The organism is Devosia sp. (assembly GCF_024707125.1).
Lineage (GTDB): Bacteria > Pseudomonadota > Alphaproteobacteria > Rhizobiales > Devosiaceae > Devosia.
Map to the genome: position 1 here is coordinate 18,859 of NZ_JANQAH010000009.1, position 22,281 is coordinate 41,139.

The following is a 22,281-nucleotide window of genomic DNA, read 5'->3' on the forward strand; positions in this document are numbered from 1 at the left end:
CCTCATTTTCCGCGCTTGAGCCATTCGGCGCGTTCTTCCGCGGAAAAATGCTCGATGGCGTAGCGCAGCGCGACGCGCGGCATGGTGTCGGCATGCCGATCGAGAAAGGCGCGCAATCGCTCCGGCGCCGTGCGCTCGGTTTCGCGCAGCACGCCGCCAACCACCTTGTTGATCAGATCCTGAGGATCGTGAACGAGGATTTCGGCGATGGCAAAGACATCGTCGAGATCGCCCTTTCGGGCAAAGGCCATGGTCGCGAACATGGCCGTGCGCCGCTCCCAGAGATTTTTGGAGCCGGCCAGGGTGTAGAGCACCGAACGATCCCGGTCGCGCAGCCAGACGCCGACGATCTGCGGCGCGCCGAGATCGACCAGGTCCCAATTGTTGATCCGGTCATGACGGCGCAGATAAAGCGCGGCCAATTCGCCGCGCCGCTCCGGCGCGGTTTTCTTGAGGCCAAATTGCTTGGCCATGATCGAAACTGCGCCAGCGCGTGCTTCGTGGATATCGCTTTCGAGCAGCTTTTCGATCTCATCGAGCGGCATCAGCACATGCTCTTTGGCGAGCGCGAAGACCGTGCCCATGCGCACGCCGATAAAGCGGTCGCCTTCGCCGTAGTCGCCTTTGCCGGATTTGAAATAGCGCCCGATCTTGGCCAGTTCATCGTCAGACTGGTTCGCCCAAAGCGCGGCAAGGAATGCCTCGGCGGTCAGCGTGATTTCCGTCATGGATGCTCCCCCTGAGCCTGTTTTAGGCGATGGTGCTCCGAAACAATAGGCACCCACCGCGCATTCCCTCGCCCCTTGCGGGAGAGGGACTGACTTCTCGCGTCCAGCGAAAAGTCAGGGTGAGGGGTTCTCTCCGCAGAGGAGCCTGTGACGAAGTCCCATACCCCTCTCGTCGTCATTGCCGGGCCCGTCCCGGCAATCCATCTCCCCTCCCTCCATCACCGCGTCATTCCCGCGAAAGCGGGAATCTCCCTGCCCCAAAACAGAGATCCCCGCTTTCGCGGGGATGACACCGTGGTTGGAGGTGGACAAAGGTTATCCATCTTATCCCCGTCCCCAACTATGCCCTCATACTACCCCCATCCAACCTCGCATGGACGGTCTGCAGACGACAGTAGCGAGGGGGCCCGGCTGGGGATCGTCTCCCATGCACGTTCGGGGCTGGCCGCTTGCGACGAGCGATCAAAAGTCGCCGATAGTTCCCGCCCGAAAAGAGGGCACTCCGGAGCGGTATCCGCTTCAACTACAAAAAACTTCGAGGCGAATGCCGCTCCGGGGTCCGTCCATCTTCCCAACACGATAGCAGCTCGTCATCCGGCCTCGCAGACCAACCGTACCGTACGGTACGGTACGGAAAATCCTTGAAGCTGCCCTGGAATGGGTCTAAAGAAAAGGGAACTCCGGCCCCACCGGCGACAACGTATTGAGGAAACCGCCATGCCTGTCTATCGCTCCCGCACAACCACTCATGGCCGCAACATGGCCGGCGCGCGTGGCCTGTGGCGCGCAACCGGCATGAAGGACGGCGATTTCGGCAAGCCCATTATCGCAGTGGTGAATTCCTTCACCCAGTTCGTGCCCGGTCACGTGCATTTGAAGGATCTCGGCCAGCTCGTTGCCCGTGAAATCGAGGCGGCCGGTGGCGTTGCCAAGGAATTCAACACCATCGCCGTGGACGATGGCATCGCCATGGGTCACGACGGCATGCTCTATTCGCTGCCGAGCCGCGACATCATCGCCGACAGCGTCGAATATATGGTCAACGCGCATACCGCCGACGCCATGGTCTGCATTTCCAATTGCGACAAGATCACGCCCGGCATGCTGAACGCTGCCATGCGCCTCAACATCCCGGTGGTCTTCGTTTCCGGCGGCCCGATGGAAGCCGGCAAGGCCATCGTCAAGGGCAAGCTGCAGGCACTCGACCTCGTCGATGCCATGGTGATGGCTGCCGACGACCACTATACCGACGAGGAAGTGCAGGCCGTCGAAGAAGCCGCCTGCCCCACCTGCGGCTCCTGCTCAGGCATGTTCACCGCCAATTCGATGAACTGCCTCACCGAAGCCCTGGGCCTGTCGCTGCCGGGCAATGGCTCAACGCTCGCGACCCACTCGGACCGCAAGCGCCTGTTCCAGGAAGCCGGTCACCTGATCGTCGACCTCGCCCGCCGCTATTATGAGCAGGACGACGAAACCGTGTTGCCGCGCTCCATTGCGACCAAGCAGGCCTTCGAAAACGCCATGGCGCTCGATATCGCCATGGGCGGCTCGACCAATACCGTGCTGCACATTCTGGCCGCGGCCCATGAAGGCGGCGTCGACTTCACCATGGACGACATCGACGCCCTGTCGCGTCGCGTTCCCGTGCTCTCAAAAGTCGCGCCGGCCAAGAACGACGTGCATATGGAAGACGTCCACCGCGCCGGCGGCATTTTTGCGATTTTGGGTCAGCTCGATCGCGGCGGCCTGATCAACCGCAAGGAGCCGACGGTTCACGCCGCGACCATGGGCGATGCCATCGACAAGTGGGACATCTCTCGTACCAATTCCGAATCCGTGCGCAATTTCTACATGGCCGCTCCCGGCGGCGTGCGGACGACGGAAGCCTTCTCCCAGTCCAACCGCTGGACCGATCTCGACACCGACCGCACCAATGGCGTCATCCGCTCACCGGAAAACCCCTTCTCCAAGGACGGCGGTCTCGCCGTCTTGAAGGGCAATATCGCGCTCGATGGCTGCATCGTGAAGACGGCAGGCGTCGATGAATCGATCCTGAAATTCACCGGCCCGGCCCGCGTCTTCGAAAGCCAGGATTCGACCGTCAAGGCGATCCTCTCCAACGAGATCAAGCCCGGCGACGTTTTGGTGATCCGCTATGAAGGCCCCAAGGGCGGTCCCGGCATGCAGGAAATGCTCTATCCCACGAGCTACCTGAAATCGAAGGGTCTCGGCAAAGCCTGTGCGCTCCTCACCGACGGCCGCTTCTCGGGCGGCACCTCGGGCCTTTCCATCGGCCACGCTTCCCCTGAAGCGGCCGAAGGCGGCGCCATTGGTCTGGTGCGTGAAGGCGACATCATCGAGATCGACATCCCCAACCGCACGGTCAACGTGCTGGTTTCGGACGCCGAAATGGCCAACCGCCGCGCCGAACAGGACAAGCTCGGCTGGAAGCCGGCCCACCCGCGCAAGCGCAAGGTGACCACCGCCCTGAAGGCCTATGCCGCCCTCGTGACCTCCGCCGCCAAGGGCGCCGTGCGCGACACCAAGGCCATCGACAAGCTCTGGAACTAAGGCGCGAGGCCGATACGACGGCCTGTGAATTTGCGACAAGAGCGTGACAAGCACGAAGAGCGGTGCTAAAGCCCCGCTCAGCCACTCAGCGGTCTGCCAAGACAGCTGAACTGGTCAGGCCCGATAGCGGGGATTCCACCCTCCCTATTGGGCCGACCCTAACCTCCCCAAATTACTGACAGGCCTTGCGGCTCTCTGGGTAGAGCAGGAATACCGTATCATCGGTTTCGCTGAGGTCGATGACGTCGACTGCGCTTTCCGCCCATAGGCCCAGCTGCGCATCGACATCGAGCCGGACGCCATCATTACTGGACTTGAGCGTGAAGGCACCACCATCTCCTTCGACGCCACACCGACTGTCATTGCAGATGGCAACACCCTCGTAGTCGCGCCCATTGCGGGTCGAGAAACCGAATTTCAAGGTCAACTCGCCCACCGGGTCCTGCCAGTCGCCGTGATGGCTGAGATAGAAAGTCTCGACCATCTGCCGCGGATGATCGCGCAGATGCGCCTCATCGTATTTTCGCGCATAGCAATCGCCGGGATTGCCTAGATAGGGATCAAGGACGCTCGCCGACTGCAAAGGCGCGGCGGACAATAAAGTCAAAACGGCACCAGTCAGAAGCTTTTTCACGTACCCCTCCCACGGGCTCTGTGGCGTTAAGGTTCAACGACCGGCTCATTCGGTCAAGCCCGGCGTTTGCACCGGCCGAACGCTGCGTTCGCTGGTGGCGATTGCGGAACACGCATCCGTGTCGTTTCCCGGGCTCAAGGGCATGCTAGCCAAGCGCAAAAGCCCCGGAGAGAGCCATGACGATCACCCGCCGCCACCTTCTGCGCCTTGCCGGCGCTGCCACCGCCACGGCGGCCCTCACAGGCGCCCTGCGGGCCGAAGGCGGCAGTTTTTCGATCCTGCCTGAATATGACGGGCTCTTTGCCACCTCGACGCCGCTCCACGTGCGCGATGTGACGCTGCGAGTGCGCGATCCCGAATTGATGACGCGGTTCTATTCCGAGATTCTGGGCCTCTCGGTGCTGGAAAGCACGGCAGAAACGACGCGGCTCGGTGTCGATGGCATTACCCTCGTTACCTTCGAGCATCGCCCCGATGCGCCGGTTGAGCCGCCCAGCGAGGCGGGGCTCTATCACACGGCCTTCCTGATGCCCTCGCGCGCCGAACTGGCGCGCTGGCTGGTGCACACGGCCATGGCGCAGTACCAGTTTACCGGCTTTGCCGATCATCGTGTCAGCGAGGCGGTCTATCTCGACGACCCAGAGGGTAATGGCATCGAGGTCTACGCCGATCGGGCGCCCGAGCTCTGGAGCTGGAACGGCGACACCGTCATCATGGGCACCGAGGCTATCGACTTCGATAGCCTCCTCGCGCTCACCGATACCGAGAATGACACCTTTGCCGGCGCCCCAACCGGCACGCGCATCGGCCATATCCACCTGCGCGCCGGCAATATCGAGGACGCCCGCGCCTTCTATGCAGCCGCGCTTGGGCTCGACATCACCAGCGGTCGGGCGGATGCCGTGTTCCTGTCCTCGGGGCGCTACCACCACCATGTTGCGCTCAACACATGGCAGAGTGCCGGGGCGGGCCGGCGCAATCCGGCAGCCACGGGCCTTGCCGGCTTCAACCTCCTTGCCTCCGACCAGGCGATTCTGGATGGAGCGAAGGCGCGGCTGTCGGCAGCTGGCATCGAGATAAAAGAAGGGGCCGAAGACATTTCGGTCTCCGACCCTTGGGGTACTGGCCTTGGTATCGTGCTGGCCGTTTAGCGGCCGGCGATCCCGTCCAGCGTCGCAAAATCCTCGTCGCTGAGGTTTACCGCCGCAGCAGCGACATTGTCTTCGAGATGCTTCACCTTGCCGGTGCCCGGAATGGGCAGCATGACCGGCGAGCGCTTGAGGAGCCAGGCAAGCGCAATCTGGCTGCCCGATGCATTGTGCTTCTGGAGGATCGCCTTGGCGTCGTCATGGCCTTCGACGAGATCGCCGCCGGCCAGTGGGAACCACGGAATGAAGCCGATGCCGTTCTGCTCGCAATAGTCGAGCACGGCTTCGCTCTTGCGATTGGCGAAATTGTAGAGGTTCTGAACGGTCGCGACCTTAAAGTACTTTTGGGCTTCCTCGATGTCGGCAACGCTGACTTCGGAGAGGCCGACATGGCGGATAAGGCCTTCCTTCTGCATGGCGGCGATGACTTCGAACTGGTCGGCGCGTGGTGTCTTGGCGTCGATGCGGTGCAACTGCCAGAGATCGAGCCGTTCGAGCTTCAGGCGGCGAAGGCTGGTCATGACGCCCTGGCGCAGGAATTCGGGGCGGCCGACGTGGTGCCACTCATCCGGACCGGTGCGGGTGAGGCCGCTCTTGGTGGCAACGATCGTGCCCTGCGCATAGGGCGCCAGGGCCTCGGCGATGAGATCTTCGCTGATATAGGGACCGTAGCTTTCGGCAGTATCGATGAAATCGACATTGAGTTCCGGCAGCCGCTTCAGCACGCGGATGGCTTCGTCGTGATTTTCCGGCGGTCCCCAGATGCCCTTGCCGGTGATGCGCATGGCACCAAAGCCAAGGCGGTTGACCTTCAGGTCTCCGCCGATAGCAAAGCTGCCCGACAGGCTTGCGTCGAGTTTGGTCATCTCAATCACTCCATAGATGGGTGCGAAAGGCAGCGGCCTGAAGACAGGCAACGACCCCACACATAGGATTTTGAATGTCTTTCAGCCCTCGAGGATACCGAGCTCGGCCCGCAGCTTTTTGGTCAGCCCTTTGGCAACCAGAGCATGCGAGCGCCCGATATAGGCGAGAAGGTCATTGGCACTGAGGGGCGAGCCCTCAGTCACCGAAACCCATTGGCGCTTGGCGAAATGGGCAGCCTGCTCGACACCTTCAAGGGCTGTCAGAATATCAAAGCTGTCTTCGCCGCATTTAAACACCAGACGCAGCGGCGGCGCGTCGGAGAGAAGGCAAAAAACCTTGCCGCCAACCTTGGCGACGCGCGCATCCCATTGATCGACAAAGGTTACACCCGGAAGGGCGGCCAAAACCTTGTCGTATTGGGTGCGGTCGTAGAGGTTCAATTATGTTCCTCGGGAACGTCGGGCAGCGGCAGGAAATCGACGCCGTCTTCAAGGAGGGCTGCAACTTCGTCGCGCGTGGCCTCACCATAAATGCCGCGGGCTTCGACTTCCTCGAAGTGGATTTTTCGAGCCTCCTCGGCAAAGCGATCGCCGACGTAGTCGGCCTCGGTCGTCACCTTGTTCCGATACTCGCGCAGCATCTCGCGAAACTTCTTGGCGTCAGGATGGGCAGCGGAGAGGGGCACGCGTTCGTTGTCGGTGCGCGCCACGGCGGGGGCCATCGGCGCCTTTTCGACATGGGCTTCGCCACACACGGCGCAGGTAACAATGCCGCGGGCCTGCTGCTCGTCATAGGCGGCAGCGCTTTTGAACCAGGCGTCGTAGCGATGCCCGTTCGAACACTGGAGTGCGTACTGGATCACGATTCTGTCGTTTCTTGTCCGGCGCTAAGAAGCGCGCCTTTCTCCTAGCATATAGGAGCCAGGCTCATCCGTGCAAACCCGGCTTGGCGAAGTCACGGGCGTTGGCGAGCGCCGGAATGCGCTGGCGTGCTTCTACCACCGCTTGCGGATCGATCTCGGCCACCAGCACGCCCGGCTCGTCGTGATCGAGCTCGGCAATGACCTTGCCCCATGGATCAATGATGAGCGAGTGGCCATAGGTCGACCGCCCATTTGCATGGGTGCCACCCTGTGCTGCGGCGATGACATAGGAGCCGGTTTCGATGGCCCGGGCGCGCAGCAGAACGTGCCAATGCGCCTGGCCCGTCGGCACGGTGAATGCCGCCGGCACAGCGATCAGGTTGGCGCCGGCATGGGCAAGTGTGTTGTAGAGTTTTGGAAAACGCATGTCGTAGCAGATGGAAAAGCCCAGGGTGAATGGGCCGAGCGGCGCGGTGACAGCGTCTTCGCCACCCTTATAGGTCGCGCTTTCGCGATAGGCATTGAGCCCGGCAATGTCGGCATCGAAGAGATGGATCTTGTCATAGGTCGCGATCCTCTCGCCCGTCGGCGCGAACAGCACCGAGCGATTGGCAAAGCGCCCGTCTTCGAGCGGAATGGGCAGCGAGCCGATATGCACGTGGATGCCCAGCCGCTTTGCAAGTTCGCCGACCTTGGCAAGCTGGGGATGCCCTTCAAAGGGCGCCGCCACCGAGCGCAGCTGATCCCGGTTTTCCGGAAAGATCATCGTCACTTCCGGGGTGAGGGCATAGTCGACGCCCTGCGCCGCCGCCTCGGTGAGGAGCGGTTCGAGCGCAGCAAGATTGGCTTCCGGATCAAGGCCCGAACGCATCTGGATGGCGGCGATTTTCATTCTTTGGAACCTGGAAGGATTTTACTGAGCCAGCAAGGGATCGAGTCCGCCGGCGCGGTCGAGAGCCGACATGTCGTCATAGCCGCCGACATGGGTTTCGCCGATAAAAATCTGCGGCACGGTGCGGCGGCCATTGGCGCGGTGCGTCATGGCCTCGCGCAGTGCCGGATCGAGCACGGTGATTTCGGTGAAATCGACGCCCTTGTCCTCGAGCAGTGCCTTGGCGGCGTGGCAATAGGGGCAGGTTGGGGTCGTGTAGATTTCAACTATGGCCATGGATCTGGGGCTCCAAAAATCAGGTTCGTTCTTATATGGGCACTTCTTCGCCGCTGACAACGCGGGCGAAGGTCAGAACATCAACTTCGCTCGCCCCACTGCGCAATAAGACACGCGTGACGGCCTTTGCGGTCGCTCCGGTCGTATAGACGTCGTCCACCAGCACCACGCGCCGCCCCCTGATACGCACCAGTGCGTCGGGATGGGCAGAGAATGCGCCCTGCACGTTGCGCGCCCGACCATCGCCCGAAAGCCCGATCTGCGAACGGGTCTTTTTGTGCCGTCTTACGAGGAACGGATCGACATCGAGACCGAGTTGACGGCCGAGCGCCTTTGCGAGGAGGTAAGACTGGTTGTAGCGGCGAAAACGCAACCGGCTCGGGTGCAGCGGTACGGGCACGAGCAGCGGCCGCGCGCTCCAGAAGTCGTGGCCGGCGCCCGCCATCAACCGAGCGCAAAACTGGGCCAGTTCGATCCGGTCGCCATATTTGAGCCGTGTCACCAGCGCCTGTGCTATCTCGCCATAGCGCACGGCGGCGCGAGCACGGGAAAAGGGCGGCGGATCGGCCAAAGCCTCGGCACTGAGCGCGTCAGGGCCCAGCGCCACCTCGAAAGGCAGGCCGAGCACGGGGCAAAGCGGCGCCGTGATCGGCACAAGCCCGGCAAAGCACTTAGAGCAAAGGCCAACACCCTCGGCGATAGGCGTGCCACAAGCGGCGCAGGCGGGCGGGTAGAGTTGGTCAAGCAGCGCCAGGGCAAGGCGCCGCGGGCCCTGCAGCAGAAGGCCTCCAAAACCCCCGCCTTTGACTTCGCGCGCCCCGCTCTCCATAAGGACCATAGTGCTTCAAGGCCGCTGCATCGGCCAGTTCTTTTGAGAAGTTTCGGTTTTGTCCCAGCCGCCCCGCCTGTTTGATCCCGCCCAGCTCGCCAGCAATCTGAAGCGACGCCCATCGCGCGAGAATTTCGTGCGCGATCTGGTGTTTGACGATCTCGCGGACAGGCTTGGCGCACACATGCGCAATTTCGCCGACGCAGTGCTGATTGCCCCCGATGTCGACCTGCTGCCCCAAGAGGTTGCCACCGCATCGGGCACGGTCAGCTTCCACAAGGTGGAAGCCTTTGCCGGTGACGACGACTTCCCGAACCTGCCTGACGGCGATTTTGATCTCGTCGTCTCCCTGCTCCATCTGCAAGCCGTCAATGACGTGCCCGGCCATATGGCCCGCCTGCGGGCCCGGCTGCGGCCGGATGGCCTGTTGCTGGTCGCGATGATCGGCGGCGAAAGCCTTTCGGAACTGCGTGAGGCCTTTTTGGCCGCCGATCTTGCCGTTACCGGCGGCGCGTCGGCCCGCGTCGCGCCCATGGCGCAGGTGCGCGATGCGGGGGCCCTGCTGCAGCGCGCCGGCTTCGCCCTGCCGGTGGCCGATGTCGAAACCCACCGCGTCCGCTATGCCAATGCCTTTGCGCTGATGGCGGAGCTGAAAGCCCTCGGAGCTGCCAATCCCCTGACCGACCGGCCCCGGCGCTTTGCGACCAAGAACCTGCTCACGCAGGCGGCGGCGGCCTACCAGGAGGCCTCTGCCGATGACGATGGCCGCGTGCGGGCGACGCTGGAAGTGATCTGGCTCGCCGGATGGGTGCCGCATGAGAGTCAACAGAAACCGTTGCGTCCGGGCAGCGCCAAGGTCAGCCTCGGCGATATTCTGAAGAAGGGCTAAATATGCTCGATCTTGCCGGCCATATCGCCATTATTTCGGGATCGCCCGGCTCGGGCAAAACCACCGTCGCCGACGCCCTGGCGCATCTGCCGGGCGTGCCAAAAGTGCATGTCCACTCCGACGATTTCTGGGGCAATATCAAGCACGGCCATATCCCGCCGTGGTTGCCCGAATCGGACGATCAGAACCGCGTGGTCATGCAGATCGCCGCCGATGTCTCCGGTGGCTATGCGCGCCACGGCTATCTTGTTGCGCTTGATGGAGTTGTGCGCCCCTGGTGGCTGCCGGCCTTCGAGGCGCTCGGCCTGCCGCTCCACTACCTGGTCCTGCGTCCGCCGGTCGAAGAGGCCATTGCCCGCTGCACGGCGCGGGGTGGCGACAGCCTCACCGACCCCGCTGTCGTTGCCGATCTTCATGGCCAGTTCGCCGATCTCGGGGCCTATGCAGGCCATGTGCTCGACACCTCCGGGCTCGACCGCGCCAAAACCCTCGATGCCGTCATTGCCGCGCTCGAAAGCGGAGCCTATCGTCTCAACTGACAGGGAGGGACGAAAATGAAAGAATGCAAGGTCATCCGGGGCAGCCTGAGCTTTCACGGCAAGCAGGGCATGGACTATTTTTCCGGCATTTCGGCCGAGAGCGCCGGCTCGACCGGCATTTGCCTGCACATGCTGGTGCTGCCGCCCGGCGGCAAGGCCAAGCCGCATTTTCACGAGAACCACGAGACGGCGATCTACCAGCTCGAAGGCTCGACCTCGTTCTATCACGGGCCCAATCTCGAATTTCTGGATGAGGTCCACCAGGGCGACTATGTCTATATCCCGGCCGGCGTGCCGCATCAGCCGTTCAACCCGACCGACAGCATTGCCCGCGCTCTGATCGCCCGGACCGATCCCAATGAGCAGGAAAGCGTTGTGCTGCTGCCCGAAAGCGCCAGCCGGCTTTGAGGTGATGTCTGCGCCCACGTGCCGGCAGAACCGGCGCAGCACGGGCCGCTTACGGAAAATTATCCAAGATTGGGTAATGGGAAAACCAAGGCCCGAAGGGCTTTTGGGGGGAGATGTGTTTCACTCGGGTCCGCAGGAGCGGACACAGGAGCCCTATGTCCCTCAAGCATATGCCCATTCTCCAGAAATTCTTGCTCACCATCGTGGTCATGGCCGCCGCAGCCGTGATTCTCGGCACGGTGAGCTGGCGCGAGATCACCAGTCTCAAGGACACCATGCTGACCGTCGGCGCCAAGGAAGAGGCGGCGCGCGAGGCCATGGACCTGCGCATGGACATCATCGCCATTTCGCGCATGACCTATCAGTTGGCCATGGCGCCGGAACGCTCGGCAGACTTTGTCGCTGAAGCCGCCCGCCGCAGCGAAGAAATGCTTGGCCGCTTTCCCAAGATTGAAGCCGCGGCGGACGCCGAAGAGCGTCGCCTGCTCGAAGACATCAAGCCGGTCATGACCGGATATTTTGGCAAGATCGATGCCATGCTGGCAGTGACCCCGAGCGGAGATATCATCCGCATTCGTGCAGCGCTCGATGAAGCGCTGGCGGCCCAGAAGGTCGTGACCGATACCGTAAAACTCTACAGCACCTATTCGGGTGAACTGATGGGGTCCATGCGCGCCGACGCGGAAGCCCGCGCCAATACCGCGCTCGTCGTCGTCGTGGCGACCGCCGCGGCGGGCATTCTGCTGGGCCTCGTCCTCTCCATCCTGATTGGCCGTCGCGCCATCGTTGCGCCAGTCCGCGCTCTCACTGACAAGATGGCCCTCCTCGCCGACGGCCAGCTCGACATCAGCATCGAGGAAGCCGGCCGCCGCGACGAAATCGGCAATATGGGCCGCGCCGTGGAAATCTTCCGCGAAAATGCCCGCCAGATCGCCGCGCTCAGCGCCGAGGAGGCCGAGCGGGCCCGCGCCCTCGTCACCCGCGCCGAGGTCATGGACCGTATGGCAACCGAAGTGCACACCGTGGTGGAAGCCGCCAGCCGTGGCGACTTCACCTATCGCGTTTCCGGCAATTTTGGTGACGAAGGCCTCAACGCCATCGCATCGAGCCTCAATGGCCTCGTTGAAACCGTCGATCGCGGCCTCAATGAGAGCGGCGAAGTGCTGTCGGCTCTCGCCGACGCCAACCTCAACAAGCGCGTCGAGGGCCATTATGAGGGCGCCTTCGCCCGCCTCAAGACCAATACCAATGCCGTGGGCGACCGCCTGACCGAAATCGTCGGCCGCCTGCGCAACACCTCGCGGGCTCTGAAAACCGCGACGGGCGAAATCCTCTCCGGCACCAATGATCTTGCCGAGCGCACCACCCGCCAGGCCGCGACGATCGAAGAGACATCGGCTGCCATGGAGCAGCTTGCCTCGACGGTGCAGCAGAACGCCGAACGCGCCCATGAGGCCAGCAAGGCTTCCGGCGCCCTGACCACTGCTGCCGAAGAGGGTGGCGCGGTGATGAGCGACACCACGGCTGCGATGGAACGCATCTCGGCCTCTTCGGCCAGCATTTCCAACATCATTGGGCTGATCGACGACATCGCCTTCCAGACCAACCTTCTCGCGCTCAACGCTTCGGTGGAAGCCGCGCGTGCCGGGGAGGCCGGCAAGGGTTTTGCCGTGGTGGCCGTCGAGGTCCGCCGCCTTGCCCAGTCGACCGCCGAAGCCTCGCGCGACGTCAAACAACTGGTCGAGCAGAGCGGCCGGGAAGTCGCCAGCGGTTCGCAGCTCGTCATTGAAGCGGCCAAGAAGCTCAACATGATGCTCGACATGGCCCGCTCCAGCAATTCACTGATGGACGGCATTGCCCGCGACAGCCGCGAACAGGCTTCGGCCATCGACGAAGTTGCTGTCGCGGTGCGCCAGATGGACGAAATGACCCAGCACAATGCTGCGCTGGTGGAAGAGACCAATGCGGCCATCGAGCAGACCGAAGGCCAGGCCAGCGAACTCGACAGCGTAGTTGAGATTTTCAGGCTCGACGGTGGTGCCGTCGCGCGACCGGCCGCGCCGTGGGCCAAGCCCGTTGCCGCTGCAAAGCCTGCTGCAGCCCGCTATCTGTCGCAGGGCAATGCAGCGATTTCGGAAGACTGGAGCGAATTCTAAGCTCGGGCGCCCTCGCCCCTTGCCATCCTCCCCCACCAAGGGGGAGGTGTCGGGCCGATGGTTGAGAAAACCAAAAACAGAAAGGCCGGCATCACTGCCGGCCTTTCTTCATTCTCGTTGGACGAAACCGCTTACGCAGCTTCCTCGTCGCTTTCCGATTCAGCGGCATCCGCCTTAGTGCGCTTCGGGCTCTTGGCGAGCTGCTTTTCGATGAGCTGCACGGCTTCGGTCAGCGTCAGCTTGTTGACGGCGCTGATTTCGCGGCTCATGCGGTCCATGGCCTGCTCGAAGAGCTGGCGTTCGGAATAGGACTGCTCGGGCTGATCGTCGGAGCGATAGAGATCGCGCACGACTTCGGAAATGGCGATCAGGTCGCCCGAATTGATCTTTGCTTCATATTCCTGGGCGCGGCGCGACCACATGGTGCGCTTGACGCGAGCACGGCCCGTAACGGTTTCGAGGGCCTTCTTGACTTCGTCTTCTTCGGCAAGCTTGCGCATGCCGACGGACTTGATCTTGGCAACGGGAACGCGAAGGGTCAGCTTGTCTTGCTCGAAGCTGATCACGAACAGTTCGAGAGTGAGGCCTGCGACCTCCTGCTCTTCGATGTTGACGATCAGACCGACGCCATGGGCCGGATAGACGACGTACTCACCCGTCTTGAAACCGAGCCGCTGCTGAGACTTCTTGGCTACCATATGCTGGAACTCCTTGTTGACGCCCCAGAATGGCCAGTTCCTTGCGGGAAGGACTGTCCATCCAAACTACTTCGCCCGCTTCAACGGGCCCTTTTACAGTACGAACACCCACGGTCTTCGGTTCCGCTTTGTTCCGAAGCGCCATGCAACAGGGAATGTTGTGTCAAAAAAATCGTGCCTTGCGGCACGGTCTGGGTGAAGGGCTGAACTGCATTTACAAAGACCATAGCACAAAAATTCAGCAAAATCAAAAGGAACGAATCGCCTCCGCGACTCGTCCCTTCCGCGTCCTCGTCTGCCCGTGACAGAGCGATGACAAATCCTTGCTAATGCTTAACTTCTCGGCACCAGTAGAAGCGCCGGAGCCATCAGTCGCCTTCGCCGGGCTCTTCGGAGAAGTACTTTTCAAGCTTGCCGGTCTCGCCATCACGCTCTTTTGCCTCAGGCAGGGCATCGCGGCGCTCGGTCAGATTGGGCCATGCGGCAGCATATTTGCGGTTGAGTTCGAGCCAGTTGTCGAGACCGCTCTCGGTGTCGGGCCGGATGGCCTCGGCCGGACATTCCGGCTCGCAGACGCCGCAATCGATGCATTCATCGGGATGAATGACCAACATGTTCTCGCCTTCGTAGAAACAGTCCACCGGACAGACTTCCACGCAGTCCGTATATTTGCAGGCGATGCAATTATCAGTGACGATATAGGTCATAGAGAGGGCAGTCCTTGGCGTGCGCCGCGGCTTGGGGGCTGGCGCGGCGGCAGTCTCAACGCGTTTGGTGCTAAACTCTTTTCAGTTTTCGGGCAAGGCGGTAGCGCGGGACGGATTGGCGCAGAATCAGGCTGTGCTGAAATTGTGTGCCTGCCGAACGGCTCAACGGTTCGGAACAAGGGCAGACCTAGTCGTCCTCGCCCCTCAGCGCATCTGTTTCCCGCCGCTCCTTCTTCGTCGGCCTGCCGGCGCCGGCAGAGCGCTCGGCAATGGCCGCCTCATAGGGCGAACGCTCGGCCCTGGGCAGAGAAGGCGGCGAAATGTCTTCGTAAAGCCCCTGGGCCTCGCTGGCGGGCCCCCGCCGCGTCCCAGCATCAAGGATGCGCCAGACCAGGATCCGGCCGTGCAGCGACATGGTCAGCACATCGCCCGCACCCACCTTGTGGTCTGTACGGTCCGTCCGTTCGGAATTGACCCTGATGGCACCGGTTTCGATGAGTTTTTGCGCCAGGGTGCGTGATTTGACGGCGCGCGAGAAGAAAAGGAACCGGTCGAGCCGCTCCTTGCGAAGCGTTTCGCCCGGCCCCGTCAAATCCTACTCCGTCTTGCCGCGCAGGGCGGCAAGGGCAGCGAAGGGGCTATCGGGATCGAAAGCCACCTTGCGTTCTTCGCGCGGCGGACGGCGATCGCCACGGTCCGGACGCTCGTTCTTGTGGTCAGGACGCGGACGATCTTCATTGCGAGGGCGCGTATTGGCCGGCCGACCATTGCCAGCGGGACGCGCGGCAGCGGCTTCGCCTTCGGGACGACGCGGGCCCTTGGGACGCGAGCGATCCGGACGGGCACGGCCTTCGGTCTTAGCTTCTCCACCCTCGGCATTGTCGCGACGGCGATTTTCCGAACGGCGGTTTCCGTGGTGATTGTTCTCGTTGTGGCGACGACCACCCGGGAACCAGATTTCGTCGAATTCCGGCTCGGCTGGCGCTGCAGGCTCGGCAGCCTTGGCCTCATCGACAACACCCTCGGCGGCAACCGTGGCTTCCGTTGCGACTGCCGTTTCGGCAACAGCCTCGATGGCCGGCGCGTCTTCGGCCGGAGCATCGACCTCTGCCGGACTGTCAGCCAGGAGCGTATCGAGTGCCGGCGCTTCCGCACTGGCTTCCGCGGCAGGGGCCGCCGCCTTGGGCGTGCGGCGCACGCGGTAGCCGAGGGAGGAAAGAATCGAGGCGAAATCTTCGCCCGAGCAACCAAGCAGGCTCGTCATTTCCACGGTGACGCGGAAACCATTGCCTTCGGCGGCACCGGCCGGCGGCTCGCCCTGGAAACGGGCGGGGTCGATGGCGATCAGCGGGCGGATAATGTCGGCGAGGCGTTCGAGAATATCGACGCGGACGGCACGCTTGCCGGCGACCTTGAAGCCAGCGATCTCATAAAGACGCGGATCGACTTCCGGATCGACGAGGAACGAGGTGCGGCCCGAGAGCACGATATGGGGAATATCGGTGACACCCGGCTGACGAATGCCGCCATTGCGGAGCGCAAACAGAATAAGGGCCAGTTCGCGCGGCGCGGGCTTCAGGGAAAGCGGCAGGTAGATGTGATAGGCGCCGAACTTGATGCCAAGCTTGCGCATCTTGCCGCGCACGTCCTGGTCGAGGTTCTTGACCTCGTCGGAAACCTGGCCGCGGGGCAAAAGACCCAGATGTTCAAACAGCTGGAAGGCGATGCCGCGAGCGGGACCCTCGACATCAGCCGGGGCTTCGAGCGCCATGACCTGTTCGAGCGTCGTGTTGATGTGGTGGCGCAGCCAGAGCGCCAGTCGATCCTGCACGCGCTCGAGATCGACGCCGGTCAGCGATTCGTCGGCGAGGATGATGATGCGCGGCCGATAGAGGCTGTCGCCTTCGGCAAGTTCGGCAACCACATCGCCGCGCCAGCGCAGACGACCATCGGTTGCGAGAACAAATTCCTCATTGGGCGCGCCGGCAAGGCGATCGGCGCGATTGCGGATCTCCGGCGCCACGACCTGGTCCGCTGCAGTGCGGGTGCCCTTGGCGTCTAGCTCTCCATCGGAGCGCGCCAGGGTGAAGCGGAAGCCTTCGAGCGTGCCGAGAAGGTGGCCTTCCAGCCTTACTTCGCCGCGCTCATTGATCTCGGGAGATACCATACGTTTGTCTTTCAGGTGGCGGAGCAGCACTGTGCCGTCGAGAATCTCTGGGGGGGCTCTGGGTTTTTTTTTGGGTTTTTGCCGGTGGGTGGGGGTTGGGGGGGGGCCTCGGCGGCCCGGGCTCGGGGGGGCCCGCGGGCGGGGGGGGGCGGGGGGGGCCGGGGGGGCGGGCGGGGGTGGGGGGGGGGAAACCGAGCGGACGGGGGGGGGAAGAAGAGAAAAGAAAAAAAAGAGAGAGAAAAGAGGGAAAAAAAGAACCACCCAGGGCGGAGCCGGCGGCCCCCCCCCAAAATGGCCTTGACCGACTGGGAGGAGAAAGAAGTCATCGCCCCTCTATTTAGGGTGCCGAACCTGCCATGGCGAGGGGCGAGAACATTTGTCCCACGAAAGCACGCCTTTTTGTGACACTGCCCGCTCGTTTTAAGATTTGGAACGGAAAAAGAACGAACAGGGACAGAATCGGTTGCGACTCATGAATCTCGGTTTGTTCTCATCCACATGTCGTAGGTGTGAGCACGCTCAACACACAAGACGACTGAAAGCTTTGCGGGGCCTGCCCGTTTTGGTCGCCTTTGCTGTTTAGATTGCTTACCAAGCCGCTAATTTCTTGAAGAATCAACTCTTTTTGAAGAAGTGCCTAATGCCGCGTGGCGCAAAATTTCCGCCGCATTAATTTCTTGCTGCCCGGTTTGACGGGGTTTGGCGATGCAAAATTATCAATTCTCTCGTTGACGTGCCGGACTGGTACGGAGGCTTGGCGAAAAAAACTGCGATTTTGCTGGGACAGACAGCCGAGCACCAGAGAATACCGCTTTGACACAGTTTTGGTGACTTGGGGACCGCCGGATTAACCTCTGGGCCAAAACCGGAACGAACAGGGTGGGAATCACGACCGCCCCCTAAATCCTGCTTTGTTCTCCACGATAGATAGGCATCCCGACCCCACGTCCGCACTAGGCGGTCGCGGATCGTCCCAAATCGGCTGAAAACGCATTCACAAGCATAAACAAGGGCTTAAAAACCACGTCCAACGCGGCTTTCCTGCCGACCTGTTACCGAAACAAAAAAGGACGCCGCAGCGCCCTTAATTTCAAAATCCCGGAAATCCGGGACATAAAAATGCAAAGTTGAGAAAAAAGCCTTTGACCGTATCGACTTGGGACAGCGGGTCAGAACTCGGCTTTGGTCAGCACCATGGAGAGATCGCCCATGGAAGTGCCAAGAAGCACGCGATAGGGAATGAAGTAGCCACTGTCGCCCAGCGGCATATACCAGACGAGGATGCGGCTCTCGTCGGCGAGGTAATTGGTGATCTCGTTGTTCTCGTAGTGACCGGAAACCGGCTCGTAGGCAATCGAGCAGAGAACAACCGGCCCCTGATAGCCGGTGCGCGGCGAGGTGGCGTTGTCATCGCTGACAAAGCTCATATCGAGGTTGAAGCGCTCGACGCCGGTAAAGATGCGCATGCGGCGATCGCAAAGACCCTTGTCGAGCGCATTGCCCTTGAGGACGAAAGCCGAGACGAAGTCGCCCACCCCTGCGAGATGGCTGCGCTCGATCGGTATGCGGTCGTAATCGCTGACCGGCGGCTCGACCTTGAAGGATGAGACATTCTGGCCGGCATAGCCGACATCGACGGTAAAGCGCTCGCCATTGGCCCTGGTTTCGAGCGCAAAGCTTTCCGAACGGAGCGCCCCACCCGATGATCTGCCCTTGGCGGTAACATTGGCCGTGCCGCTGGCCACCACCGCGCCCAGCCCAGCCACATTGGCCTTGACGCCCAGCGTATAGGAACTGCCATCGTCATCGAGGTCGATATGCATCATGGCGACATTGATGCCGCCGAGTGTGAGCACATAGCTGGCTGTCGCATCGACCGGCGCGGCTTGCGCCTGGGAGAGGCCTAGAAGAAGGGCGGAGGCAGCAAGGCTGGTTCGGATCAAGATAGTGTCTCGTCTCGTGCGGCATGGGCCCCAAAGGAGCGCGCTCGCGAATCACCGATAAAGGTTCAAGGTGCCGCCCTCTTATGGTACTGGCAAGGCACTCGCGGGTGTTTGAGGCCCGCGCAGCTTGACGGATGGGGCCGTTTTCTCTAAGACGCCCGCAGATTTCATCACAATCGAGGCCCGTAGCGGGATTTCCCGCCACGCAGGACCTTTACACAAATAGGATATCTACTATGGCACGTCGCTGCGAACTGACCGGTAAGGGCGTTTTGGTGGGCAACACCGTTTCGCACGCTCTCAACCGTCACCGTCGTCGTTTTCTCCCGAACCTGATCAACGTTACCCTGATCTCCGACGCTCTGCAGCGTCCGATCAAGCTGCGCATTTCTGCTGCGGCTCTGCGTTCGGTCGAGCACCGCGGTGGCCTCGATGCCTTCCTGATCAAGCAGGATGATGCCGACCTGTCCCCGGTCGCCCTGGGCATCAAGAAGGAAGTGCGCGCCGCCCTCGCCGGCTAATCGCGCTTCTGCTAGAATTTGAGCCGCGCGTGCCCCTGGCCGCGCGGCTTTTGCTTTTTATGTAAGTCTCATTCCCGCACCGGTCTCCTGCCGGCCAGCGGACAAAAGAGGTGCATTCTGATGCTGTCTCGTTTCCTGGCGGCCGTGGCCGCCATGGTCGTGGTCGTTGCCGCGTCCAATATCCTGGTGCTCTATCCCTTTCAGGTTCAGCTCGGCTCGGTCAATCTCGCCGACCTCCTGACCTGGGGCGCCTTCACCTTCCCCTTCGCCTTCCTCATCACCGATCTCACCAATCGCTATGATGGCCCCAGCAATGCGCGCCGCGTCGTGCTGGTCGGCTTTCTGGTCGGTTTGGCGGTGTCGTTCTACCTGAGCTTCAATCCCCTGCCCTGGAACGCCGGTGGCACGCCGGCAACGACGCAGCGCATCGCGCTTGCCTCGGCAGCAGCCTTCGTCACCGGCCAATTGCTCGATATCAGCATCTTCTCGCGCCTGCGTGCATCGCGAGCTTGGTTCCTGCCGCCGCTGCTGGCCTCGCTGTTCGGCTCCATGATCGACACGGCGATCTTCTTTACCGTTGCCTTCGCGCCCGCCCTGGCCGGTATCGATGCGCTCTTCGGCCTTCAGGACGGCTCCCTGGCCTTTCCCGCGCCTTTCCTCGGCATTGGCCCGGAAGTCCCGCTCTGGACCTCGCTTGCCGCCGGTGATTTCCTCGTAAAATTCCTGGCCGCTTTGGTGCTGCTCGCGCCCTATCGCGCGCTGATGGGCAAGTTCAAGCCGCTGCCGCCACTGAGAAGCACGACGCTTGCCTAACAGGTGACGCGGATCTCGGCAAAACCGGTGGTGGCCTCGTCACCGCCGGAGGTGACCGCGATCATGCAGGCCGTTCCCGGCAACGGCACGGTTCCGCCCGAGGGCACGGTGGTGCCGTCGGTCAGCGAAATATAGCCATTGTTGACATTCATCACTTCGATCGTCGTCTCGGTGCCGCAGACGGGGTAGGAATCCCCCGCGGCAACGAGCAGCCGCATGCCCGAGGGCAGGCAATCGCCGTCGCTCTCCGCGGAGACCGCTGGACCATTGGGCGAAGGCGTCGCTTGCGGTGCTGTTTCGGCCGCCGCCGCAACACCGCGCCAGTTCTGTTCAAGAATCGCGAGGCGGCTTTCGAGCGCCGCGAGGGCTTCCGCATCCGGCGCTTCGGTGGAAGTCGCCGCAGCCGGCGTCGCGGCCGCACTCCGCTGAACATAGAGATCAAGGCTCAGGCGCAACTGGGCAATCTCGGTCGAGACCCGCACCATTTCCCGGCGCATGTCCGTATAGATCCAGGCACTGGCTGCGAGCGAGCCGAGACCAATGATCGAGGCGCAGACGCTGAAGATCAGGCTTTTCTTGAGGCGCCGCCGCGGCCGCCGGCGCGCGGTGAGAACGGAAGACTCGATATCTCCCACCAGGACGTCGGGGGCTTCCCCAACGCTCTTGCTCTCCGGCGACGGCTTTTCGCTCGGCTTTTCGTCCACGCCGCTTAGCTCCTCGTTCACTCGGATTCCGCTCCGAGGTCACATCAAACTGGGGCCGAACTAAGGACCAGTACTATTGCGCAGGCGTTGCAGCGACGGCCGCGGCCTGCTGCTGATTGCCCGTAATCATATTGCCGATGCCCGAAAAGAAGCCCGACACAGCCTCGCTTCGTTCCTTGAGCACCGCTTCATTGGCAGCCTGACGCTCGATCCCGGCCGCTACGTCGGAGAGCGCCTTGGCATCGGCGACCTTGCGGGCTTCGACTTCGGCATTCTGGTAAGTCGCAGGGCACGGTCCCATGGCATCAAGGCCCGACGAAGTCGGATTAAAGATATAGCGCTGCTCGCACACATCCCAGGCCGGCGGCGTCTTGGTCAGATCAAAATAGTCGTAGCCTTCCTTGATGTTCTTCCAGAAGTCGATGTGCTGGTTCTGCGCGTTCTGCACCAGGCTCGACGTGGTCATGCGGAAGGGGAAGATCTGGACCTGGAAGCTGGGATTGCCGCCCTTGAAACTTTCGCGGGCAAGGGCATAGATCTCGGCAATGCCGGCATCGGTCATGGCATAGCAGCCGACCGACTTGCAGTCGCCATGCACCATCAGGTTCGAGCCCGAGCGCCCATGGGCACGGTCGAACTTGTTCGGAAAGCCGGTATTGAAGGCGAGGTAATAGTTCGACTTCGGGTTCATCAGGCCCGGCGTGATCGTATAAAACCCTTCCGGGCTCTGATAATCGCCTTCCCTGAATTTCGGGCCGAGATCGCCGGAATAGGAGCAGATCTCGTAGGTCTTGAACATCTTGTACTGGCCCGAGCTCGTGCGCTTCCACACCTCGAGCTGCTCTTCACGCTTGAAGATGCGCACGACCATGCCCTCGGCCGGCGAGGACCCCATGTCATAGAGCGCCTTCACCGTAGCCGCAGCCAGGGGAATGTTGTGCCTGTTATCGCCGCCCTTGACGAAATTGGAACAGGCGGCGAGCCCGAACCCCAGCCACAGGATGATGACGACAGCTGCGATGCGATGAAAGAGATTGGCAGTCACGTACAGGGCCCGAAAAATCCGCCCCCGGGGGGCAATGGTTAGCGCAGCATGACTAGGCTGGGTGAAGGAAGCCTTATCACGCCGCCCACGGAGCCGAAAAGCTCCCCACTTTCACGCAATAGTGTGGATGCCGGAAGCAAGCATTGACGCCATGACAGATGCCGTCAAACCGGCTAGAAAGCCTGCAGCGGCCTGAAGGCGGCCCGCAGCTCGCACCTGATTTCAGGCATGGCAAATGCCTTCCTCTTTCGACACGCGCTTTCCCTTTCCTTCCGGGCGACGCCGTCGGCAATGCGAGCGCTGACCACGACGTTTCGCCCATGTGGAGACGGAACCATGCGCGATTTTCGCGATGCAAAAGCCATGGCCAAGGCACTAAAGCTGGCCCTCGAACAGGACGGCACCGAGATTGCTCATACACGGGCGCTCGAGATCGTGGCGCGACAGTTCGATTTTCCGAGCTGGAACGTGCTCTCAAGCAAGATCGAGAAAGCGGAAGAAACGCCCGCCATCGCCTTCGAACAGGCCGTGCCCATCGTGCGCATCTTCGACCTCGCCAAAACCCAGGAATTCTACTTTGACTTCCTGGGCTTCTCGCTCGACTGGGAGCACCGCTACGGCGAAAATTTTCCGGTCTATATGCAGGTCTCCCGCGCCGGGCTGCGGCTGCACCTCTCCGAACATGCCGGCGACGCGACGCCCGGCGGCAATATGTGCGTCTACATGAAAGGCATCCGCGCCTTTCATGCCGAACTGATCGGCAAGAACTATCGCTACATGAAGCCGGGACTGGAGAAGAGCGATGACCGGCTGGAAGTGACCGTTACCGATCCCTTCAACAACCATATCCGCTTCATGGAAATCGTGGGGTACTAATCCCAGGA

The 22,281-nt window shown here is 61.9% G+C and carries 24 protein-coding genes; 9 read left to right on the forward strand and 15 right to left on the reverse strand.

Annotation, left to right across the window (positions count from 1 at the left end):
• Window positions 1-2: 2 nt before the first annotated feature.
• Entirely contained in the window at window positions 3-728 is a 726-nt protein-coding gene (locus tag NVV77_RS10045) for a DNA alkylation repair protein (RefSeq protein ID WP_295412636.1), read from the reverse strand.
• Between the two features lie 717 nt (window positions 729-1,445).
• Here NVV77_RS10045 and ilvD point away from each other — a divergent pair.
• Window positions 1,446-3,299 carry a dihydroxy-acid dehydratase gene (gene ilvD / locus NVV77_RS10050; protein ID WP_295412637.1) on the forward strand — a complete coding sequence of 618 codons (1,854 nt, stop codon included), beginning with the start codon at window positions 1,446-1,448 and terminating at the stop codon, window positions 3,297-3,299.
• A gap of 172 nt (window positions 3,300-3,471) precedes the next feature.
• Here the strand turns inward: ilvD and NVV77_RS10055 are convergent, their stop codons facing one another.
• Window positions 3,472-3,933 (reverse strand): hypothetical protein, encoded by a 462-nt coding sequence (locus NVV77_RS10055; protein WP_295412639.1) that lies wholly within the window; start codon window positions 3,931-3,933, stop codon window positions 3,472-3,474.
• A gap of 176 nt (window positions 3,934-4,109) precedes the next feature.
• Between NVV77_RS10055 and NVV77_RS10060 the strand changes: the two genes are divergently transcribed.
• Complete coding sequence (locus NVV77_RS10060) at window positions 4,110-5,084, forward strand: VOC family protein (protein ID WP_295412640.1); 975 nt, start codon at window positions 4,110-4,112, stop codon at window positions 5,082-5,084.
• On the opposite strand, the gene NVV77_RS10065 is transcribed toward NVV77_RS10060, so the two are convergent.
• The 6 genes from NVV77_RS10065 to NVV77_RS10090 all read right to left on the reverse strand — a co-directional run bounded on the left by NVV77_RS10065 (window position 5,081) and on the right by NVV77_RS10090 (window position 8,816).
• Window positions 5,081-5,947 carry an aldo/keto reductase gene (locus tag NVV77_RS10065; RefSeq protein WP_295412642.1) on the reverse strand — a complete coding sequence of 289 codons (867 nt, stop codon included), beginning with the start codon at window positions 5,945-5,947 and terminating at the stop codon, window positions 5,081-5,083. The two genes, NVV77_RS10060 and NVV77_RS10065, sit on opposite strands and share 4 nt — an antisense overlap.
• Before the next feature lie 81 nt (window positions 5,948-6,028).
• Window positions 6,029-6,388 carry an MmcQ/YjbR family DNA-binding protein gene (locus NVV77_RS10070; RefSeq protein WP_295412645.1) on the reverse strand — a complete coding sequence of 120 codons (360 nt, stop codon included), beginning with the start codon at window positions 6,386-6,388 and terminating at the stop codon, window positions 6,029-6,031.
• On the reverse strand, window positions 6,385-6,810 hold the full coding sequence (locus NVV77_RS10075) for a DUF1178 family protein (protein WP_295412647.1): 426 nt from the start codon (window positions 6,808-6,810) through the stop codon (window positions 6,385-6,387). The genes NVV77_RS10070 and NVV77_RS10075 overlap by 4 nt, the downstream gene beginning before the upstream one ends.
• A 64-nt stretch (window positions 6,811-6,874) precedes the next feature.
• Window positions 6,875-7,702, reverse strand: coding sequence for a carbon-nitrogen hydrolase family protein (locus NVV77_RS10080; protein ID WP_295412649.1), 828 nt, complete (start codon window positions 7,700-7,702; stop codon window positions 6,875-6,877).
• A gap of 21 nt (window positions 7,703-7,723) precedes the next feature.
• Entirely contained in the window at window positions 7,724-7,978 is a 255-nt protein-coding gene (grxC, locus tag NVV77_RS10085) for a glutaredoxin 3 (RefSeq protein ID WP_295412651.1), read from the reverse strand.
• Window positions 7,979-8,009: 31 nt separating this feature from the next.
• Complete coding sequence (locus tag NVV77_RS10090; RefSeq protein ID WP_295412653.1) at window positions 8,010-8,816, reverse strand: ComF family protein; 807 nt, start codon at window positions 8,814-8,816, stop codon at window positions 8,010-8,012.
• A gap of 49 nt (window positions 8,817-8,865) precedes the next feature.
• Between NVV77_RS10090 and NVV77_RS10095 the strand changes: the two genes are divergently transcribed.
• From NVV77_RS10095 to NVV77_RS10110, 4 genes are all read left to right on the forward strand, one after another.
• Window positions 8,866-9,696, forward strand: coding sequence for a methyltransferase domain-containing protein (locus NVV77_RS10095; protein ID WP_295412654.1), 831 nt, complete (start codon window positions 8,866-8,868; stop codon window positions 9,694-9,696).
• Window positions 9,697-9,698: 2 nt separating this feature from the next.
• Window positions 9,699-10,235: an AAA family ATPase gene (locus NVV77_RS10100; protein WP_295412655.1), complete on the forward strand. Its 537-nt coding sequence runs from the start codon at window positions 9,699-9,701 to the stop codon at window positions 10,233-10,235.
• A gap of 15 nt (window positions 10,236-10,250) precedes the next feature.
• On the forward strand, window positions 10,251-10,643 hold the full coding sequence (locus NVV77_RS10105; protein ID WP_295412656.1) for a cupin domain-containing protein: 393 nt from the start codon (window positions 10,251-10,253) through the stop codon (window positions 10,641-10,643).
• Between the two features lie 155 nt (window positions 10,644-10,798).
• The gene (locus NVV77_RS10110; RefSeq protein WP_295412657.1) at window positions 10,799-12,799 is read left to right on the forward strand and encodes a methyl-accepting chemotaxis protein; all 2,001 of its coding nucleotides are present in this window, start codon (window positions 10,799-10,801) and stop codon (window positions 12,797-12,799) included.
• 131 nt (window positions 12,800-12,930) lie between these two features.
• Here the strand turns inward: NVV77_RS10110 and NVV77_RS10115 are convergent, their stop codons facing one another.
• The 5 genes from NVV77_RS10115 to NVV77_RS10135 form a co-directional block, all read right to left on the reverse strand.
• A complete protein-coding gene (locus NVV77_RS10115; protein ID WP_035085351.1) occupies window positions 12,931-13,497 on the reverse strand; it encodes a CarD family transcriptional regulator in 567 nt (188 codons plus the stop codon).
• Window positions 13,498-13,865: 368 nt separating this feature from the next.
• A complete protein-coding gene (gene fdxA / locus NVV77_RS10120) occupies window positions 13,866-14,204 on the reverse strand; it encodes a ferredoxin FdxA (protein ID WP_295412660.1) in 339 nt (112 codons plus the stop codon).
• Between the two features lie 187 nt (window positions 14,205-14,391).
• Window positions 14,392-14,796, reverse strand: coding sequence for an RNA-binding S4 domain-containing protein (locus tag NVV77_RS10125; protein WP_295412661.1), 405 nt, complete (start codon window positions 14,794-14,796; stop codon window positions 14,392-14,394).
• 3 nt (window positions 14,797-14,799) lie between these two features.
• Entirely contained in the window at window positions 14,800-16,371 is a 1,572-nt protein-coding gene (locus NVV77_RS10130) for a hypothetical protein (protein WP_295412662.1), read from the reverse strand.
• Window positions 16,372-17,540: 1,169 nt separating this feature from the next.
• On the reverse strand, window positions 17,541-18,314 hold the full coding sequence (locus NVV77_RS10135) for a DUF3108 domain-containing protein (RefSeq protein WP_295412664.1): 774 nt from the start codon (window positions 18,312-18,314) through the stop codon (window positions 17,541-17,543).
• Window positions 18,315-18,550: 236 nt separating this feature from the next.
• Between NVV77_RS10135 and rpmB the strand changes: the two genes are divergently transcribed.
• Window positions 18,551-18,835, forward strand: a complete 285-nt coding sequence (gene rpmB, locus NVV77_RS10140) for a 50S ribosomal protein L28 (protein ID WP_291421575.1) — start codon at window positions 18,551-18,553, stop codon at window positions 18,833-18,835.
• A 120-nt stretch (window positions 18,836-18,955) separates the two neighbouring features.
• Complete coding sequence (locus tag NVV77_RS10145; RefSeq protein ID WP_295412667.1) at window positions 18,956-19,648, forward strand: queuosine precursor transporter; 693 nt, start codon at window positions 18,956-18,958, stop codon at window positions 19,646-19,648.
• Here the strand turns inward: NVV77_RS10145 and NVV77_RS10150 are convergent.
• Together NVV77_RS10150 and NVV77_RS10155 are read right to left on the reverse strand one after the other, a co-directional pair.
• Window positions 19,645-20,373: a hypothetical protein gene (locus tag NVV77_RS10150; RefSeq protein WP_295412670.1), complete on the reverse strand. Its 729-nt coding sequence runs from the start codon at window positions 20,371-20,373 to the stop codon at window positions 19,645-19,647. The two genes, NVV77_RS10145 and NVV77_RS10150, sit on opposite strands and share 4 nt — an antisense overlap.
• Before the next feature lie 52 nt (window positions 20,374-20,425).
• On the reverse strand, window positions 20,426-21,397 hold the full coding sequence (locus tag NVV77_RS10155) for a murein L,D-transpeptidase family protein (RefSeq protein ID WP_295412672.1): 972 nt from the start codon (window positions 21,395-21,397) through the stop codon (window positions 20,426-20,428).
• Window positions 21,398-21,733: 336 nt separating this feature from the next.
• On the opposite strand from NVV77_RS10155, the gene NVV77_RS10160 reads away from it, so the two are divergent.
• A complete protein-coding gene (locus NVV77_RS10160; protein WP_295412674.1) occupies window positions 21,734-22,273 on the forward strand; it encodes a glyoxalase superfamily protein in 540 nt (179 codons plus the stop codon).
• The last annotated feature ends 8 nt before the right edge of the window (window positions 22,274-22,281 follow it).

Bases quoted from the DNA above. Each gene is read 5' to 3' on its own strand.
- NVV77_RS10145 (WP_295412667.1), top strand. From the start codon at position 18,956: ATGCTGTCTCGTTTCCTGGCGGCCGTGGCCGCCATGGTCGTGGTCGTT.
- NVV77_RS10090 (WP_295412653.1), bottom strand. From the start codon at position 8,816: ATGGTCCTTATGGAGAGCGGGGCGCGCGAAGTCAAAGGCGGGGGTTTT.
- fdxA (WP_295412660.1), bottom strand. From the start codon at position 14,204: ATGACCTATATCGTCACTGATAATTGCATCGCCTGCAAATATACGGAC.
- NVV77_RS10110 (WP_295412657.1), top strand. From the start codon at position 10,799: ATGTCCCTCAAGCATATGCCCATTCTCCAGAAATTCTTGCTCACCATC.
- NVV77_RS10100 (WP_295412655.1), top strand. From the start codon at position 9,699: ATGCTCGATCTTGCCGGCCATATCGCCATTATTTCGGGATCGCCCGGC.
- NVV77_RS10060 (WP_295412640.1), top strand. From the start codon at position 4,110: ATGACGATCACCCGCCGCCACCTTCTGCGCCTTGCCGGCGCTGCCACC.
- NVV77_RS10130 (WP_295412662.1), bottom strand. From the start codon at position 16,371: ATGGTATCTCCCGAGATCAATGAGCGCGGCGAAGTAAGGCTGGAAGGC.
- ilvD (WP_295412637.1), top strand. From the start codon at position 1,446: ATGCCTGTCTATCGCTCCCGCACAACCACTCATGGCCGCAACATGGCC.
- NVV77_RS10160 (WP_295412674.1), top strand. From the start codon at position 21,734: ATGCGCGATTTTCGCGATGCAAAAGCCATGGCCAAGGCACTAAAGCTG.
- grxC (WP_295412651.1), bottom strand. From the start codon at position 7,978: ATGGCCATAGTTGAAATCTACACGACCCCAACCTGCCCCTATTGCCAC.
- NVV77_RS10080 (WP_295412649.1), bottom strand. From the start codon at position 7,702: ATGAAAATCGCCGCCATCCAGATGCGTTCGGGCCTTGATCCGGAAGCC.
- rpmB (WP_291421575.1), top strand. From the start codon at position 18,551: ATGGCACGTCGCTGCGAACTGACCGGTAAGGGCGTTTTGGTGGGCAAC.
- NVV77_RS10065 (WP_295412642.1), bottom strand. From the start codon at position 5,947: ATGACCAAACTCGACGCAAGCCTGTCGGGCAGCTTTGCTATCGGCGGA.
- NVV77_RS10115 (WP_035085351.1), bottom strand. From the start codon at position 13,497: ATGGTAGCCAAGAAGTCTCAGCAGCGGCTCGGTTTCAAGACGGGTGAG.
- NVV77_RS10105 (WP_295412656.1), top strand. From the start codon at position 10,251: ATGAAAGAATGCAAGGTCATCCGGGGCAGCCTGAGCTTTCACGGCAAG.
- NVV77_RS10045 (WP_295412636.1), bottom strand. From the start codon at position 728: ATGACGGAAATCACGCTGACCGCCGAGGCATTCCTTGCCGCGCTTTGG.